This window comes from Pseudomonas sp. NBRC 111124, from assembly GCF_001320245.1.
Lineage (GTDB): Bacteria > Pseudomonadota > Gammaproteobacteria > Pseudomonadales > Pseudomonadaceae > Aquipseudomonas.
On sequence record NZ_BCBA01000001.1, the window covers coordinates 1 to 16,951 of the forward strand.

Below are 16,951 nucleotides of genomic sequence, written 5' to 3' on the forward strand. Positions count from 1 at the left end.
GGACATCGCCGAAGATGATGGGTTTGCGCGCTTCAAAGCGGCTAACAACGCCCGGCCATCGATTCAAAAACGACCTGACGTCATATGGAATCCTCAGAAAACGGAAATGATCCTCAAGGAAGTGAATTACGAGGCACGCGCCAAGGTGCTGGCTGATTCGTTGCCCGAGCTTGATGCCCAGATTGCCAAACTGGAGCGTGAGATTCGTCACCTCAAAGCGGTACCTTTCAGGGTTGCTGTCAGAAAAGCCTATGGTGGTGTGGTCAGGGAGAGGCTAACTGACTTCAAGATGGTGATCTTCCTGGTGCTCAAGGGCTATCTCGACACCGATTTTGTCGATTACCTCGGCTATTTCTACGAAGGCTCGCTGACCCAATCGGATAAGAACCTCATTCTTGCGCTCGGTCGTGATGAAATGGCTGGTTTTAATACCAAGGTTGAAAAACCAGAACGCGTGATTAGAGCGCTCGATCATGAGTCCTTGAGCCAGGGGCGCGGGATCTTGCTCGGCCTGATGAACGAACTGCTCAAGCCAAGGCTTCTGGAGCGAGAGGAGAGTGAAGAACGGGCAGAGAAGTTGGCGGTAATACTCAAGGGGGGGCATCAGGAGCCTGAGCTGCTGGGAGAAGCAACTGAGTACTTCGTCGAATTTGAAAAAGGTAACGAGCTGGTGCGAGCGTTGCACAGCGCTGATTCCGACCTGATTTTCAGCGTATTGAGCACTCGGCGTTTTCAAACAGATGCGTCACGAGCCCGGTGGATCTACCACGTTCTGGATACCCTGACAGCGGATGAGACGGCCAGATTGGACGAGGACGGTACACTCTCAACATGGGTTGAACAGCTCGAGGACGTGTCAGCCTGGATCCCGCGCATGAGCGCGAGTGAGAGAGGTTGGCAATGGTTGCGCAGCAAACCCATCAAGTTTTCGAATATTAGCAAGCAGATCAGCCCGGACGACCTCAAGGCCGTGGTCACGTGGCGCTGCTTGAAACTGGATCTTCGCATGCTACGGCTGCTTTGCCAGGTGGCTGATGGGAATGTTGAGGACGACGCTGTCAGTTACGAAAGGCTCGTTCAGCTGGACGTTCCGAATCTCAAAGAGCAACTCGACGAGGACATCGTTGCTGTCGTCGAGCAGCTCCTGCAACAGGAAGGGATGTTGGATGAGTCGTCCGATACATTACGGGCTCTGTTAGAGCTGCTCAGTACACAGCCAGACAAGATGCGCGAGTTGTTCAGCCGCACCCAGTGTTCATTGCCCAGCCTCGATGAACCTCTGCGGGAGGTTTGGCTGCTGGCAATGGATGAGGATCGTATCGATGCCAACGGTATGCCCGGTGCAGTTTGGATGGTATTCAGGGAGGTCTTGAATGACGGTGAGGGGGTATCAGCCGCCGTCCAAGACCGCAATGCAGAGGCTGTATTCCTGGACTACATCCAGAGCAAGGCCGAAGTCCTGGCTCATGAGCTATGGAGCGAATCCGACCAGCAAATCAAGCTGCAACGGTACCTTCTTTGCAATGAGCGTGTGCAGGACGAAACTCTGGCGCATCTGTTTGCCCCGATAAAGATAGATTTCGCCCTCCTGGATTCGTCGATACCTGCTTCGAGGTGGGCATTCATCTCTGAAGCTGATTGCGTGCCTTATAGCCAAGTGGGGCTGGACATCTTCAGGGTTCATGCACCCCATCTGGAGTTGGCTTACCTGCTCAACCGCTGGGAAGAGGCGAGGCTGAAGCTCAACTTTAGTGCTCTGCCGATCTCCATGACTGTCGCACTGAGCAATTCTCAAGTGCCCTCCATGGGAGAGGTCATGCAGCTATGGTCGACGGTGCCAGCTGATGTCTTTATGAAAAATTCCGAAGCAGCTGTTGGGCTCGCAAACGCGTGTGCACGAGGAAATCAGGAATGGATGCCGTTTTCTGAGAGCTACCTCCCGGTGTTGTTTGAGTTGACCAAGAGCCCATTCCTCAGCCAGGGAAACCGTGCCGACATCATGATCCACTTGTTGATCATGGGCTGCGACTGGCTGAGCGTTGCAGCCGTATTGCCACATTTGGGGGATGAGTTCTCAGCCCTTGCTGGGCAGCGGCGCCCGATCAGACTGGCCGCGGAGGTTGAGAACGTGCGATTGATCAAAGCCCTTCAGCGACGTGGTTTCGTTCGTGCCAAAATCTTCGATGCATTAATTATCGCCTGCCGAAAGAAAAGCACCTACTCAGGTGAGAGGGCCTCTAGCCCGTCTCAGGCAGGATGGTTGTGAACCCTGACTCTACTCACATCTACACAAAGGATGAGATCAACATGGTGGTAAAGGAAAGCATCGGCCCACACAGCGGGGCGGTTGTTAATGCCCTGACGTTTGATCAGGCCTACGACCTGGCTACTCAAGAGCCTGACCGCCAGTATCATACTGGCGGGAACTCCACGCCCTTTACGGTTCAGGCACGCATCACCACAAAAGGCGAGCATCGTGGCAGCCGCGTGATTGTTTTCCGCTCCGATGACCAGGAGCGCGCTCGGGCCTATCCTTGCTGCTGGGGTGCCAGAACTAACTGCAACAGCACGCATATTGAGCCTTACACGCCCCAAATGAAGCGCTGAGTAGTATATGCGCTGGGTCACTTGCGGCCCCTTTCTGGGCCGCCTATCAAAACCTTCCTTTCCTTAGCTTTTCCGCAACCGGGTGATCCTCTGCAATCTGACGCGCTGCATGAAGCGGGGAGGGAAGGCGCAAGAAGCCATCCCACAGTGGAGCATTCTTGCACCAGTAACCTGTCTGCAGTGCCAGCTGATCGTTGCAGGCAAAGTCGCCTTTCTGGATCATCACGAATTCCGTCACGCCCAGTTGCTGCCATGAATCCTTCAGCTCGGATTGCCTCACGTCATAGCGCGTGTGGTAGCGGTGTGAGCGCGTCCTGTTGAAGGTTTTGGAGTATGAGGTGAAGTAGTAAACGAGCTCCTGGTGCTCGGCCTGATGAACACCGATCCGGTTGCCGATGTACATGGGAGCCAGAGGCGAAAGTGAGTGCACGCCGGTCATTTGGGCCGTCTGAGAGTCAGACCGGGTACGAATCAGCCAGGCATTTTCCGGTACTGGTGGTAGCCCGCTCCCCGCGCCATCGTTCATGCCGGGGTATAGACGCTTGCCGCCGGCATTGATCAGTACGATCAGAGGAGTATTCGCAACGGGTGTGGGTGCCAGAAGTGCTTGCCTGATCATCAGCTTCGCATCGTCTTCATTCAGCAATCCAGGGGAAGCATGGATAGCACATAAGCCTTCGCTGTAGCTTTTCCATTGGCCAGGGTGGCCATCCGCGCCTTGGACGTACACCTGCAAATCTCGTGTGTTGACCACTGTACGCGTGATGACGGGCAAATAGACGTTCAGTTTGCTGAGGTGGTCAACGTACACCGATACCACTGTCGTATTTGCGGGAATCCCGGCAGTACGATCCAGTGGAAGGGGGAGGTAGCCGGTACCGCGCAATCCATCGATGAGGCTGTTGATGGCAGGCCAATCCTCGGGAGGATCGGATTCTATCGATTTGGTTTTGCGCATCCGACTTTTTACCCCCGCTGGCATCGCTTTCTTTGTATCGGCTCCTTCTCCTGGTGGTGCGAGATGAAAGATGAACTGGGTCGAGATGCCGTGTTTGGCGCATAGTGCTCGTAACAGATGCTTTGGGTCATGGTCGTCCTTGGTGGCTACCTCAGGCGCCGTTTCAATGATCGCGGCGTCAGGTGCGAATGCACTTAACCGTGGAAGCAACTCGTTGGTGAGTAACCGTCTGGCCAACTCACCCCTCAGCACACAGACCAGCTCGGACAAGAACGGGTGGAAAACAAAGCCTTGCCCGCAGGTATACCCATTGAATAAGCCTGTATCTGACGTAGGTCATGCAGAGCCTGCCAGCGGGTCGCAATCGACGATGGCTTCATTGTATACTTCGGCTCCGCATACCCCTTGAGCTACAGGAACATCAGCATGACTGTACTCCAAACGATCTACTGGCAGCCTACGCCGCCTTAGCGCTACGCCCCCTCGCAACAACCTGCTTCCGCTAGCCTCGCTCGCGGGTGCTCACTGCTGTACGCCTGGTTTTACACCTTAAGCACACAGCAAAAAATCCTCAAAATTTGAATTTGTATCGATTCGCTCGCCACTCCCTTGGCGTGCGCGATGCTTTGCCTTGGATATTTATATGCTGCAAAAACTTAGACAAACGTGGTTTTCCAACGTCCGTGCCGACGTGCTCGCGGGGCTGGTGGTCGCACTCGCGCTGATCCCGGAAGCCATCGCCTTTTCCATCATCGCCGGGGTAGATCCCAAAGTCGGTCTCTACGCCTCCTTCTGTATCTGTGCTGTCATCGCCTTTGTCGGCGGGCGCCCCGGAATGATCTCGGCGGCGACAGGCGCCATGGCACTGCTGATGGTTACGCTGGTAAAAGAGCATGGACTCCAGTACCTGCTGGCCGCGACGCTACTATGTGGCGTACTTCAAATCCTTGCCGGCTACCTGAAGCTCGGCTCGTTGATGCGCTTTGTTTCACGCTCGGTAGTCACCGGCTTCGTAAACGCATTAGCGATTCTGATTTTTATGGCGCAATTGCCTGAGCTGACCAATGTCACCTGGCATGTCTATGCCATGACCGCTGCGGGCCTGGGAATCATCTACCTGTTCCCGTATGTACCGAAAATCGGCAAGGTGATTCCCTCTCCATTGGTGTGCATTCTGACGCTGACTGCCATCGCCATTTACCTCGGTTTGGATATCCGCACCGTCGGTGACATGGGCCAACTGCCTGATACGCTCCCGATCTTCCTCTGGCCTGAAGTTCCGCTGAATTTTGAAACCCTGCGCATCATTTTCCCGTACTCGGCTGCGTTGGCAGTAGTGGGTCTACTCGAATCAATGATGACCGCGACCATCGTCGACGACCTTACCGACACCACCAGCAACAAAAACCGCGAGTGCAAAGGCCAGGGTGTGGCCAACATCGCTGCCGGCATGCTTGGCGGCATGGCAGGTTGCGCCATGATCGGCCAGTCGATCATCAACGTGAAATCTGGTGGCCGCACCCGTCTCTCGACATTGTGTGCCGGCGTTTTCCTGCTGCTGATGGTGGTATTTCTTGGCGAGTGGCTCTCCAAAATCCCTATGGCGGCACTCGTGGCTGTGATGATCATGGTGTCCATCGGCACCTTTAGCTGGGATTCCTTGCGTAATCTGAAAGAGCATCCGCTGTCGACCAACCTCGTCATGGTGGCGACCGTCGTGGTCGTCGTGGCCACTCACAATCTGGCTTACGGCGTACTGGTAGGTGTGCTGCTGGCCTCCCTGTTCTTCGCAAACAAGGTCGGGCACTACCTGGATATCAAGAGCACTCTTGAAGAGACGAAATCGCATCGGACTTACCGCGTCGTGGGCCAGGTGTTCTTTAGCTCTGCGGACAAGTTCACTGAGGTTTTTGACTTCAAGGAGGCGCTCAACAAGGTCACCATCGATCTCACACAGGCGCATTTCTGGGATATCACCGCCGTCGCAGCGCTGGATAAGGTCGTGATCAAGTTCCGACGCGAAGGCGCTGAGGTTGAAGTGCTCGGTCTCAATGAAGCCAGCGCGACAATCGTTGACCGCTTCGGCGTGCATGACAAACCCGGTGCCATCGACAAGCTCATGAGCCACTAAGGAGAACGACAATGACCCGCGTAATGGCATGCATTGATAACTCACAATCCTCATTGGCGGTCTGCGATTACGCAGCATGGGCCTCGCAACGACTCAGCGCTCCCCTGACCTTGCTTCATGTGCTGGATAAGGAGAAATATCCTGCATCCGCTGACCTCAGCGGCAATATCGGTCTCGGTAGCAGAGAACATCTGCTGGAAGAGTTGGCCATGCTGGATGCGCAGCGGGCAAAACTGGCGTTGGAGCATGGGCAGCACATGCTTGAAAAAGCTCGCGAGCGAACAGTTCACTCTGGCGCCATGTCACCTGATATGAAGCAGCGCCATGGCCATCTCGTCGAGAGCCTGAGCGATCTCCAAGACGATATTCGGTTACTGGTGATTGGAAGAGTCGGTGAGGACAGCACGCGCAGTGCCCAAAGTCTTGGCAGCCAGATTGAAGCGATAGTCCGAACTATCCACCGCCCCACCCTGATTACAACCAGCCATTTCAGGAAACCTGAAACGGTCATGGTGGCATTTGACGGCAGCGCAACAGGCCACAAGACCTTACAGATGCTTGCTTCAAGCCCGCTGTGCGAAGGCCTGCCAATTCATATCGTCATGGTTGGAACGGATTCTGAAGACAACCAGAACGCGCTGGAGAAGGCACGAACCACGCTTGCGTCTTCCGGCTCGCTGGTGCATTCCGAGATCCGCCCAGGCGAAGTAGAGTCCACACTGCATGCGTATCAGGCAGAGCACGGCATTGACCTCTTGGTCATGGGGGCGTACGGGCACTCACGCATCAGGCAGTTTCTGATAGGCAGCACGACCACGACGATGCTGCGTACATCCACTGTACCCTTATTGCTGCTTCGCTGAGCCAGTTCCACTGGCCACAGTATTTCCAGAACTGAGGAAATACCGTGGCCACCCTGGACGATGACTAACTGATCTTGCCGCTACGAGACCACATGCAACTCATAACTGAAATTGTTCACCCCGAGCTGAAATCCAAGCAGGGCAGAGTATTCCGTCGACATGCAGCTCGCGGCATCGTGATGCGGGGTGAACAGATCCTGTTGCTGTTCACCGAGCGCTATAACGATTTCAGCTTTCCTGGAGGCGGCCTTGATGGTGACGAGGACATTGTCGCAGGCCTGAAGCGTGAGCTTGAGGAAGAGACTGGTGCTCGTGAAATACAGGTGCTCCAGCACTACGGTTACATCGAGGAGTACCGGCCCTACCAAAAGCCACAGTACGATCTGATGCACATGACCTCGCATTTTTATCAATGCGAAGTAGCGCCCCAGCTAGAGCCGGTGAGAATGGAAAGCCACGAAATCGCTAATGGTATGCGGCCTGTCTGGATCAACCTGCATGAAGCCATCGCACACAATGAAGCCGTCATGCAGCGTCACGAGTCTTCGATGGGGCAGTCAATTCTGCGCGAAACCTACATGCTGAGAAAAGTCGCTTCCGAATTGTTGATGCCAATCAGCCTTTGAGCTGACTATTTGGCGAAGTCCACTTAGCCTGCCTCAGGCAAGCATCCAATGCTGCGGGAGTAATTGCGTGATTTCGCTCGCCCGCTGTGTCGGAAGCCGCATCAGTACATCCTTGAGATAGGCATACGGATCGTGCCCATTCATACGCGCCGACTGGATCAGGCTCATGATTGCCGCCGCCCTTTTTCCACTGCGCAGCGACCCGGCAAATAACCAGTTCGAGCGCCCAAGCGCCCACGGCCGGATCAAATTCTCGATCTGGTTATTGTCGATGGGCACAGCACCATCTTCCAGGTAGCGCGTCAGCGCTACCCAGCGTTTAAGGCTGTAATCCAGGGCCTTGGCCGTGGCCGAACCCTCGGGCACAAGTTCGCGTTGGGCCAACATCCACTCATGCAGTTTTTCAGCGATGGGCACCGCTGTTTCCTGACGTAATCGCCAGCGGGCTTCGTCGCTCATTTCCTTGGCGTGTCGCTCGACTTCATACAACCCGCCAATCGAGTGAAGCGCCTGCTCCGCCAACTGGCTTTTATTGGCTGCATGCAGGTCGAAGAATTTGCGGCGTGCATGGGCCATGCAGCCGATTTCGGTGATGCCCAGCTCGAAGCTGGCCTTGTAGCCGGCGAAGTCATCGCAGACCAGCTTACCGTTCCACGTGCCCAGGAAGTTACGCGCATGTTCGCCGGCACGGCTGGGGCTGAAGTCGTAGACCACGGCCTTTAGGGCCGAGAAAGGCGTGGTGCTATAGGCCCACACGTAAGCGCGGTGGGTTTTCTTTTCGCCTGGTGCGAGCATCTGAACCGGGGTCTCATCGGCGTGGATCACGCCCTGGGCCAACACATGCTCACGCAGCGCATCGACCAGAGGCTGGAGCTGCACACCGGTCTGTCCGATCCATTGCGCCAGTGTCGAACGGGCGATGGGCAGTCCGGCCCGACCAAAAATCTTCTCCTGCCGGTACAGCGGTAAATGGTCGGCGAACTTCGCCACCATCACGTGGGCCAAAAGGCCTGCGGTCGGGATGCCCTTGTCGATCACTTGGGCCGGTACAGGCGCCTGGATCAGTGTTTCACACTGACGGCACGTCCATTTTCCACGCACATGCCGCTCAACTGTGAACACGCCCGGAGTGTAATCGAGCTTCTCGCTGACGTCTTCGCCGATTCGCTGAAGCTGGCAGCCGCACACGCACTGAGTATTCTCTGGTTCGTGACGGATCACGGTTCGCGGAAACTGCGGCGGCAGTGGTGCACGCTTGGGCTTATGACGTGGCTCGGCCGGTGCGGCCGGCGGATTGGCTGCCTTCAGCTCGGCTTCGATAGCTGCGATATCGGTATCGAGCAGATCATCAAGCAGACTGCCTTGGTCGGGGCTCAGTTGCTCGCTGCGCTTGGCGAACTTGTGTCGCTTGAGGATGGCGATTTCATGAGCCAGTTGCTCGTTGACCGTTTCGAGGCGTTGGATTTTCTGGCTCATGGAGTCGACCTGGGACAGCAACTGCATAGCCTGTTCGGCCAAGCCGCGCAGCTGTTCCGGTGTCATCTGGTCGAGATTGGGCGAGGAAGTCATGCCGCTGATTGTGTCAGAGCAGGTCGTCAACAGCGATAAACCGATGGGCTAATGGCAGGGGCTAAAGCACTGTGATCGCGCTGCCTGCGCCGACCCGCTGCCACGGCAAACCCAGTACCAAGGCTTGAAGTTGCTCGTTATCGAGTTCGACTTCCGATCCGTGACGGATGCCGGGCCAATGAAACTTGCCTTGGTTCAATCGTCGCGCTGCCAGCCAAATGCCCACACCGTCATGCACCAAGACTTTCATTCGGTTGGCACGGCGATTAGCGAAGAGGTATGCGCAGTGCGGCTTCGCCACACCGAACACCGCGATCACCCTGGCCAGCGCGGTCTCGGTACCGGCGCGCATGTCCATAGGCTCGGTGGCAAGCCAGATGGCATCGATCCGAATCATTCCAACAGGTCTCGCAGAAAGGTGGCACAGGCGACAGCGCTTTCGGTCGGCCAGTTCACTTTGACGGTGCCACGCGGGTGCTGGATTTCAATGCAGATACTTGATGAAGCTGCCTGCGAATGTCCTCCGGCTAGCGGCAAGGGCACTGGAATGAAAGCAGGTTGCAGCGCCATAGTTTTGTTCGTGAGTACCCTAATCCATTTATGTACGAGGTTCGCGTTAAGGCTGTGCTTCTGCGCGACGCTGGCAATCGATGCGCCGGGCTGGGCGCACTCTTGGACAACTTGGGCCTTGAAGGATTTTGAATAGGAACGGCGTTGTGACTGCATGGAAAGACCCGCTTAAAAGGCTAGAAATGGTGTCCACTTAAATTAGGTGGACACCATCGCCTTTGGCGTCGGGGTCAGGAAGGTGAGTTGGCCGGACGGTTACGTTGGTGAACCACTGTTGGATATCAGTTGACGTTGTCTTGGTGGTGAGCACCCGTTGGGCGTCCTTGCATTGAATCTGTTGAAAGGTGACCTGGGGCTTGGGCTTGCCTTTGAAGACCGGGGAGAGCGCACTCAGGTGTTCATAGGCATGGTTGATACGCATCATGATGTCCGTGTGCGCAGTTACTACAGCGATGCGGATGGGTCGCACCGAATCATTCCCCGTCTTGTCACGCTGGGCTATCAGCCGTCCTACATAACGGGTCAGCATGGGTTTGGCAGAGGTAAGCGTCTTCTGCAGGTGGAAGCTCGCCTGGTCGAGAATCACCGTACCCACGCCGCTGCCGATAGGAGAGCCAATCGGTGTGTGCGCATGGATTGGACGCAGTGCACCGGTCAGTGAGATTTCATTCCCGCCTAGCGCCGGCAGCGTCCCTTCCCCCATGAGCTCCAGGAGCTCCGCCGAAGGGCTGGTATAGATCGTCCGGAATTGACCATCGACCAGGGGCAATGTGCGAATCTGGAATTTGGAGATCCCGCGCTCGGTCTTTAGCCAGGTGGAATGCGTGGTGTGACGCCATTCGGGCAAGATATGGCTCAGATGCACTGTGACTGACGCGTACTGGCTGGGAACTTTGTGCAACAGTAACAAACTGGTTGAGACCGAGTGCATTGCCACTGCCCGACGCTCACCGTAGCTGTAGAGCAGCGGGCTGTCCCAGGCAAGTAGGTTTCCATCACTGGACACTTCGAGGTTTAACGGGACGGATGATTCCATGGGTTGGCTGGCCAGCTGCTGGGCGAGCATCCAAGGGACAACCTTGTAGGCCGACGCAGACTGGCGGGGGTCGTTCATCACATCGCGTGCATACAGCGGGGCTGCACGTTCAGGTATCAGTAGCTTGATGAATTCCTGCGCCTCAAGTGGTGCTTTGCGCATTATGTGCTGGGCCCAGACGTTGACGGCCCGGTTCAGCTTATCGGTCTGGATCTCTTTCAGCGAAGCAATGGCAGGCCCGCCCTTCAACAGCTGGGCATTTATCCAAACAGGGCCACCCGTGATGTAACTGAGCATCTCCTCAAGCGCTTCTGTGGGCAGGTAAGGTCTACCAAAGTGATTGGTGAGCAGTTGCCAGCCGTTCTTGAACGCCGGCGATGCTGCATATTGCACGGCAGCTGGTAGCTCGTCTGGATCGAACCTGAACAGGTTAGTCCTCAGGGAAATCGTCATCAGGTAGTCCCTCATCCTCGGTGCCTGCAGATCCGATGTACAGCATCATGGCCTCCACCAAGCCTGCATGGTGGGTGGAGAATTCGTTCCAGTGGCCATCATTCCTGAGCTTTTCTATGGTTCGGTTCAAAAGCTTCGCCCACGTGTTCTGTCCGTCAAAGAACGCCGCGTCGGCCAAGTAGCAGGTGACAGGCGTTCCTCCGCGCCTTGCCCGCCCTACCAACTGAGTCAGCGTGACCAGGACGTTCATCACGGTGTAAAAACGTATGTCCTCGGGTTGGCTGCAAAAGTAGGGGGGCGCCAGGCGTATGCCATTGAGGATACGGTTGGCCTTGGCACGCTCTTGCAGCAATGCCAGGCCTGGCGTCGCCGACGCATGCACCTGCTCGCCCACGCTGTAGCACAGGTGGGCCAGGTTGTTGCCGGGCTGATCGGAGGAGGGCAATGGCCGCACGCAAACCACAACGCCGCCCAAGGCTGACTTGGCGTCTTTGGTGACGATGTTATGGCCCCGCGCCATAGGGTAGATGGAACTCACCAGCAGCTCGACATCCGCATGAGGGCTGTCGGCGAACTCAACCAGATCGTCATAGGTCAAGCGATTGGGCATGGGTAGGCGGTGTTGGCGATCGGCCTTCTTTCCACCCCGGATCCAAGCGACTTTCCGTTGGCCGGCAGCAATTTCGTAAAGTGTTGACGCCAGCTGCTCTGCTTCAGCATCGCTGCCAGTGACGAGAAGTAAACGAGCGCGATGTCGCGTGACTGGATCCTGCTCAAGCGCTGCCAAGCGGCCCGATAACCACGGCCACAGCTCGAAGGCCAGATCTCTGACATGCAGCAGACGGCCATCGATCGGCGTACCCGAAACGTGAACGGACACATTTACGTTCTCAAAGCGGATGTTGCCTTTGGCGTCGGGCACGTCGATCAAGGTTTTCGCATTCAGATCGAAGCAACTGGCCCCTGGAAAATAGGCTGTGGCACTGAAGCCGATAAATGTCCTGTTTACGCCAGCGTGAATCTTGGAGGTAAGGTTGGGCAGAAACTGCAGGGTACGGTGGGGATCGCCAGACATGGCCACGACCTGAAGAGCCCATGTGTCGTGACCCGCTTGTTTGCGTTTGAATCCGTAAACGACGCGCTGCAGAGGGCCGAGAGGGGTTGGGCTGAAGGGCGCGGATCCTGATAGATCCTGCTGCACCCTGAGTGCTGCTGCGACCTTGGCACGTGCCAGGACAGGAACATCGGCATACAGCGTGCGAAGTCTGGTTTCGATGTAGTGCAAACTCGTCCGTATGACCAGCGACGACTTCAGCTTTTCGAGTTTCTTCTCCGTGAAGCGACCGCTTAGTTTCCGTTGCTTGGCAAGCGTAAGGAGAAGCCTGCCGATCTCGACGACTACGTCGCTTGGACTGGGTATCGGGTCATTGTGTGCAAAGGATTGGAGAAGCTTGCGCAACGGATCAAGGTGAGGCGGTATGGCCTGTACACCGTAGCCGCACACCCCATCGAGAATACTGGCTTCGACGCCCAGGTCGTCGCTGATTTTTTTGTCGTCGGCACGCTCCCACACCGTTTCGCGGTCTGGCCAGACGATGTGCTCAAGGGCAAGCTGCAGTAAGCGAGTGGTGTGATGAATGACAGCGGTACAGGCGCGCTGCGCGCGATAGAGGGTAGAAGAATCGACATCGGGGATTCTGTCACGCTGGAAAATTTCGATATGCAATTCGGCGAGGCTGCTGTGCTCAATGTGGTTGCTCAGAGGAAGTTCGAAGACACTGGTATCGATTGCGCTCAGCAGCAGCCCGTCAATTTCGTCGACCATGAACAACGAAGCCGATCGCAGCAGCAACTCAAGCAGGCTGCGCGACTCGCCACCACCTCCTTCGACTGCGATGCGAGAAGTGCCTGAGATGAGTGCATGGTGGTTTACCACGACAATGTCAGCGGCCAATGCCTGCTCGAGCATGGTGCGCTTGCCACACTGATTCATGAAGGGACAGCTGCGTATGCGCTTGAAGACCTCTTGCCCCTTGCGCTCGCCTGGAAGCTGCAAGTTAAAGCAGGGCTCTGCATCACTGGGGCTCACGCTGCCGTCGGTGGCACAAGCATCCAAAAGGCATCGATAGTCGTATGGATGATCCTCTCTACCGCGAGCGACGTAGTAGTCGGCTGCCTTGGCAATTCGTCGCTGAGAGTGCAAGGGTGCGATCCTAAGGTGCGGTGCAACGACCTTGCTCGCTCGCTTTAGCTGCTCCACCATATTGCGCACATCGGTCAGATTCGGCACCGCAATCACAACGCGGTGGCCCTCCAGGGCGGAGCTGATTCCCATCATTCCCATGACGACTGTCTTCCCGACGCCCGTCGGTGCGTTCACCCGATAAAAATTACCCGCGTCAGCCTTTACGCATCCATCGTTGCGCAAGACAGCATTCAGGCAGTCTCGATGACTCCGGTGCAAATGGTTGGCCGGATCGGCACCTGCTTCATCCAGCGTTCTGGCGATGTCGAAAAGGATGGCTTTATCCCAGCAAAAGGTCGTGACATCAGGGGCCACCTGCAGAGGTAACGGATCGTCTTCCAACTGCAGGCGTGAGCGATGCTCCTCCGGTATCACGAACGTGCGGTAGCCTTCAGAGAGCGTTTCGCGAAGGATGATCGGGCCTTGGGCAGGCCACTTGGTTTGTGAAGCTTCAGCGGGATCGGACTTGATAGCCAGGAGTTTCTCTTCGATCAAACCTTCGAGGTCAAAGCCCTTTTTGAAAAAGTAAAAGTCGGTTTCCTTAAGGCGAGGCGGGGACTCCAGTTCACCCCAGAGGTCAGCACCGGCCACGCGAAATGGCGCATTGTCTGACAGCAGGATTCGTACTGCTTCCTCCATGAAACGACCCGTCTGATTCAGGTCACCTGGGCGATACTTGATGAGCGTGATGATCTGGTCGCGATGTTCCTGCGGGGCATCATTCCAGCCATTCCACAGGTGTGGTCGCCCCACCAGAAAAATCTCGGCATCGGCCAGCATAGGTTCCTTGCTGATATTCTTGATGGCTAAAGCCAATGCAAGCGTGGTGGCATTTTCAGTTAGGGTTGGCATGGATCTTCACCCAGCGCAGGCACTGTGTCTCAGACATGATCTGCCTGGGGTAGCACTGCTCATTCAGCATGGATACGTACTGCACCTGGTAATCGGGAATTACGATCATGGCATCGGCGTGTGCGGTGTTCTGCAGGTGGTGCCCAAGATGGCCGGGGGAGTGCCATACCTTGGCATCCAGCGAGTAGCTTTCACCGGCAACGCTAAATCGCAGGTCGGCGTCATCCACATCCGGCCACAGTTCGACCGGCACGCCTAGGCGCGTAATACCGTCACGCAGACGCCGCTCCAGTAAGCCCGGAATCAACGTGAATTTCCACAGTGCAGGCGTGAGTCTGTATTTGTTCTGCGCGGGCTGCGGGGGTATGACCTTCGAGGTTTTGACGCTTACCAGTTCCTCTCCCATCCACTGCGCGATCCCGAATGTTTGTTCGCACCAGTGAGCACCACATGACACGGCATGGCGGTGTATCTCCATCGGCCACCCACAGCTGGGACATAGGTAAACCTGACCCGCCCGGATCAGATGCTCAGGGATGGGTTCGTACAGGGAGTTGAAGCTGACTTGAAGGGGTATCAGGAAGTCGAGGCTTCGGTCAGCGTCGACTACCCCGTGGTCGATCAGAAACATGCGAAACAGACGGTACTCATCAGCCCCGTGAGGACGCGTCCTGCACAGGTCACGAACGTTCTTAACGATCTGCTGAATACGTTCCCAGCCCACCCGGGGGTTGGACTCCAGGGCAATGGCGTTGCACAGCATGCTGGGCTCGTCAGCGAACTTCAGCGCACCTTCATACCCTTGTCTGAGGCGACTATCGAGCCACTGCTCAAGCGGCAAGCTCAAGCATGCGAGCAGGTTGGCGATCGTGCGAGGCGGGGCGTCAGGCTCCAGCCACCAGAGTAAAGCGCTGACCTGTCGAAGAAGATCGTGGCGTGCCCCATGTTGACTGGCGTCCAGCTGTGCAGCTCTTACAATCAAGCTGAGCAAGCGTTGGGCGTCGCTATCCACTGAGTTCATAAGCCCCCCTTGATCTGGAAGCATCTGGCTCTGCGGAGCATCGTGCTCTGCACGTTATTACTGCTGGGTTATGAAGGCTGGATCAATATAGGCATAACCGCAAGGCAACAGATCGGGCGGTTCGCCTGATCCAATCACGTGAACTGCAAAAAGCGCCTAGCAGAAAGCTCCCAGTGGGTACTGTCGTCCTCGAGGTGAGGACTTCCTGACAGGTGGTAATTGTGTAACGACCTTGCAGCGCTATGTTTCGCTGACCGGAGCCCACTCGATAGCGTGGTCATCACTGCACTGCTGGAGGCAGGCATGAAAAAGGATTTTGTCAAAATCTACGAAGACAGCCTGCCGCTTATCAACCAGGCGATCGAAGCATTGCGACGTCTGCATGAGGCTGAAGCGGCAGGCCACCCGGCTGAGTAGATCAGGGTGCTACGAGTGCACGCAGAAAGCCTGTTTCAAGCGGTATCCGCATATCAGCTGCGTGCGATGGGTGTGGCTTCTGCACCCCTCCAGTAATCAGCCTGCTAGCGCCTTCATCACGCTCCTTAAAGCACTGATGGTTGAGTTGGGCTTCTTTGTTTTCATTCTGCCCTACACGATATTATTTACAATTGGGTATTCGATAAAGTGAGTGCGCGCGTCTTTAGCAACAGACGCTTGGCGAATGTCAACGCAAATTCCTGACCCATCCTCAACTGAGGAACGCTTCTCGAAGCTTGGCAGAGCCACCGCCTCACAGCGCGGTGGCTTCATACGGGTTTTTTAGCGCAGGGCCGTTGAACTAATCGCCTGAGTGTTCAGCGATCAAATTTTTGCCGGCCCGTACGGAAGAGTTCACCGTGCAGCTTGACGATTTTTCCGGCGGTCTCGTGAAGGCCTTTGACGACTGAAGCGAATAGCTCTGGCTTATCGATTTCCCATTCTGGAGGGACGGTTTGTCTGTCCGGATTATGAGTGGGGAAGGTGTAGGTGGCGATCTGCTCCAGGTAGTCGCCGACCAACTGATGCAGCTGCGCGCGCATTGTTTCCATTTGCGCATCGATGAATTCGTGCTCGACGTTATCCCACTCATAGTAGAAATGCCTGAGCTGGTCGAGCTGGGAGAGGCGCCAGGAAAAACCGGCCATATTTTGTTCGTTTATGAAACTGATGCTGCCCTTGGTAGGTAACTCGGTTCTGAAGCGCTCGAACAGCTCGGTATCCGCTGCGCGGGGTTGAGCCTCATTGCCTCTAGCGTCGCTGGTTTCAGTCGCGTGCGTCCGTGACCCATGGGATTCAAAGATCGTGTTCAGTGCCACCACAAACGTACTTGCCAGCGCTCTTCTCGTGGGCGCTTTTTCTGCCGCGTCGCTTGCAATAGCGTATGTCGTAATGCGCTTGGATCTGAGGTCGAAGGGCAGCTTCTCTGGGAGGCCGAATGTGGTGTTCATCACCATGATGATGCGGTTCCAGCCCAGAGCCTTGATCGCGTACCCCAGTTCGATTAGCACATTAGGATTCGGTGTCGGCCTTGCTGCCGAGGGGTCGATGATTGAGACATCGCACACGAACACCGAGGCGGCATCGATCTTGTCGAAAATGGAGTGGCTGATGTCCGGTGAGCCAGCCAGGCCAAGTGTGTCTCGGTCGATGACCGGCTCAACGTCGGTCGTGTCGTCTTTGTGTATGTCGGCAATCGCCGTTTCCAGTGCCTGCTGAATGAAATTTCGATTGATGTTGCCGGGGCTGTCAGATTGCCAAGAGTAAAATACGCGATCGTTCATCTCATCACCAAAGTAGTATTCAGCGTTGCCCCTTCCTTCAAGTATCACCTCGTCCAGAGTCGAGATGGCTTGTTCCCTAGGGGCGGCGCGATCGTCGCACGTATGCCCGCCAGCAAGCCAGCGGATCGGTGTCGACGAAGAAGTCCAAGTGCCCTGGGTTCCGTGGGGCGAGCAGCGCAGACATCTTGCGAGCATAAAAAAGCCACCACCCGCGTGGGGGTGGTGGCTTCAAGGTGCTGAAAGCCGTCAGAACAGCACCT

At 56.1% G+C, this 16,951-nt stretch carries 13 protein-coding genes and 1 pseudogene; 6 read left to right on the plus strand and 8 right to left on the minus strand.

All coding sequences use genetic code 11. The features are described 5' to 3' along the window. Together APH28_RS28775 and APH28_RS00010 are read left to right on the plus strand one after the other, a co-directional pair. The coding region (locus tag APH28_RS28775; protein ID WP_177334199.1) for a hypothetical protein at positions 1-2,266 on the plus strand (2,266 nt) is incomplete at its 5' end. Further along, entirely contained in the window at positions 2,263-2,607 is a 345-nt protein-coding gene (locus APH28_RS00010; protein ID WP_156340836.1) for a hypothetical protein, read from the plus strand. The genes APH28_RS28775 and APH28_RS00010, both read left to right, overlap by 4 nt. A 46-nt stretch (positions 2,608-2,653) precedes the next feature. On the opposite strand, the gene APH28_RS28780 is transcribed toward APH28_RS00010, so the two are convergent. Next, positions 2,654-3,835, minus strand: coding sequence for an RNaseH domain-containing protein (locus tag APH28_RS28780; RefSeq protein ID WP_177334200.1), 1,182 nt, complete (start codon positions 3,833-3,835; stop codon positions 2,654-2,656). 373 nt (positions 3,836-4,208) lie between these two features. Between APH28_RS28780 and APH28_RS00020 the strand changes: the two genes are divergently transcribed. From APH28_RS00020 to APH28_RS00030, 3 genes are all read left to right on the plus strand, one after another. After that, complete coding sequence (locus APH28_RS00020; RefSeq protein ID WP_009684101.1) at positions 4,209-5,696, plus strand: SulP family inorganic anion transporter; 1,488 nt, start codon at positions 4,209-4,211, stop codon at positions 5,694-5,696. Between the two features lie 11 nt (positions 5,697-5,707). Further along, positions 5,708-6,559: a universal stress protein gene (locus APH28_RS00025; protein ID WP_012316922.1), complete on the plus strand. Its 852-nt coding sequence runs from the start codon at positions 5,708-5,710 to the stop codon at positions 6,557-6,559. A 92-nt stretch (positions 6,560-6,651) separates the two neighbouring features. Further along, the gene (locus APH28_RS00030) at positions 6,652-7,185 is read left to right on the plus strand and encodes an NUDIX hydrolase (protein ID WP_009684099.1); all 534 of its coding nucleotides are present in this window, start codon (positions 6,652-6,654) and stop codon (positions 7,183-7,185) included. Between the two features lie 33 nt (positions 7,186-7,218). On the opposite strand, the gene APH28_RS00035 is transcribed toward APH28_RS00030, so the two are convergent. From APH28_RS00035 to APH28_RS00055, 6 genes are all read right to left on the minus strand, one after another. Continuing rightward, positions 7,219-8,754 (minus strand): IS66 family transposase, encoded by a 1,536-nt coding sequence (locus tag APH28_RS00035; RefSeq protein ID WP_009684098.1) that lies wholly within the window; start codon positions 8,752-8,754, stop codon positions 7,219-7,221. A gap of 61 nt (positions 8,755-8,815) precedes the next feature. After that, on the minus strand, positions 8,816-9,151 hold the full coding sequence (gene tnpB, locus APH28_RS29020; protein WP_009684097.1) for an IS66 family insertion sequence element accessory protein TnpB: 336 nt from the start codon (positions 9,149-9,151) through the stop codon (positions 8,816-8,818). Continuing rightward, positions 9,148-9,480: a transposase gene (locus tag APH28_RS29365; protein WP_009684096.1), complete on the minus strand. Its 333-nt coding sequence runs from the start codon at positions 9,478-9,480 to the stop codon at positions 9,148-9,150. Before APH28_RS29365 ends, tnpB begins: the two co-directional genes overlap by 4 nt. 37 nt (positions 9,481-9,517) lie before the next feature. Beyond that, entirely contained in the window at positions 9,518-10,813 is a 1,296-nt protein-coding gene (locus tag APH28_RS00045; RefSeq protein WP_156340837.1) for a pPIWI_RE module domain-containing protein, read from the minus strand. Next, positions 10,791-13,910, minus strand: a complete 3,120-nt coding sequence (locus APH28_RS00050; RefSeq protein ID WP_156340838.1) for a hypothetical protein — start codon at positions 13,908-13,910, stop codon at positions 10,791-10,793. The genes APH28_RS00045 and APH28_RS00050 overlap by 23 nt, the downstream gene beginning before the upstream one ends. Further along, positions 13,894-14,931, minus strand: coding sequence for a hypothetical protein (locus tag APH28_RS00055; RefSeq protein WP_060506954.1), 1,038 nt, complete (start codon positions 14,929-14,931; stop codon positions 13,894-13,896). Before APH28_RS00055 ends, APH28_RS00050 begins: the two co-directional genes overlap by 17 nt. 532 nt (positions 14,932-15,463) lie before the next feature. Here APH28_RS00055 and APH28_RS29325 point away from each other — a divergent pair. Continuing rightward, positions 15,464-15,612 (plus strand): annotated as a pseudogene (locus APH28_RS29325) (chlorhexidine efflux transporter); the annotation flags it as partial. A 113-nt stretch (positions 15,613-15,725) separates the two neighbouring features. Here APH28_RS29325 and APH28_RS27675 read toward each other — a convergent pair. Further along, a complete protein-coding gene (locus APH28_RS27675) occupies positions 15,726-16,691 on the minus strand; it encodes a hypothetical protein (RefSeq protein ID WP_082432225.1) in 966 nt (321 codons plus the stop codon). Positions 16,692-16,951: the final 260 nt, after the last annotated feature.

Coding starts and splice junctions, on each gene's coding strand:
- APH28_RS00045 (WP_156340837.1), bottom strand. CDS start 10,813: ATGACGATTTCCCTGAGGACTAACCTGTTCAGGTTCGATCCAGACGAG.
- APH28_RS00020 (WP_009684101.1), top strand. CDS start 4,209: ATGCTGCAAAAACTTAGACAAACGTGGTTTTCCAACGTCCGTGCCGAC.
- APH28_RS00030 (WP_009684099.1), top strand. CDS start 6,652: ATGCAACTCATAACTGAAATTGTTCACCCCGAGCTGAAATCCAAGCAG.
- APH28_RS29365 (WP_009684096.1), bottom strand. CDS start 9,480: ATGCAGTCACAACGCCGTTCCTATTCAAAATCCTTCAAGGCCCAAGTT.
- APH28_RS27675 (WP_082432225.1), bottom strand. CDS start 16,691: ATGAACGATCGCGTATTTTACTCTTGGCAATCTGACAGCCCCGGCAAC.
- tnpB (WP_009684097.1), bottom strand. CDS start 9,151: ATGATTCGGATCGATGCCATCTGGCTTGCCACCGAGCCTATGGACATG.
- APH28_RS00050 (WP_156340838.1), bottom strand. CDS start 13,910: ATGCCAACCCTAACTGAAAATGCCACCACGCTTGCATTGGCTTTAGCC.
- APH28_RS00055 (WP_060506954.1), bottom strand. CDS start 14,931: ATGAACTCAGTGGATAGCGACGCCCAACGCTTGCTCAGCTTGATTGTA.
- APH28_RS00025 (WP_012316922.1), top strand. CDS start 5,708: ATGACCCGCGTAATGGCATGCATTGATAACTCACAATCCTCATTGGCG.
- APH28_RS00035 (WP_009684098.1), bottom strand. CDS start 8,754: ATGACTTCCTCGCCCAATCTCGACCAGATGACACCGGAACAGCTGCGC.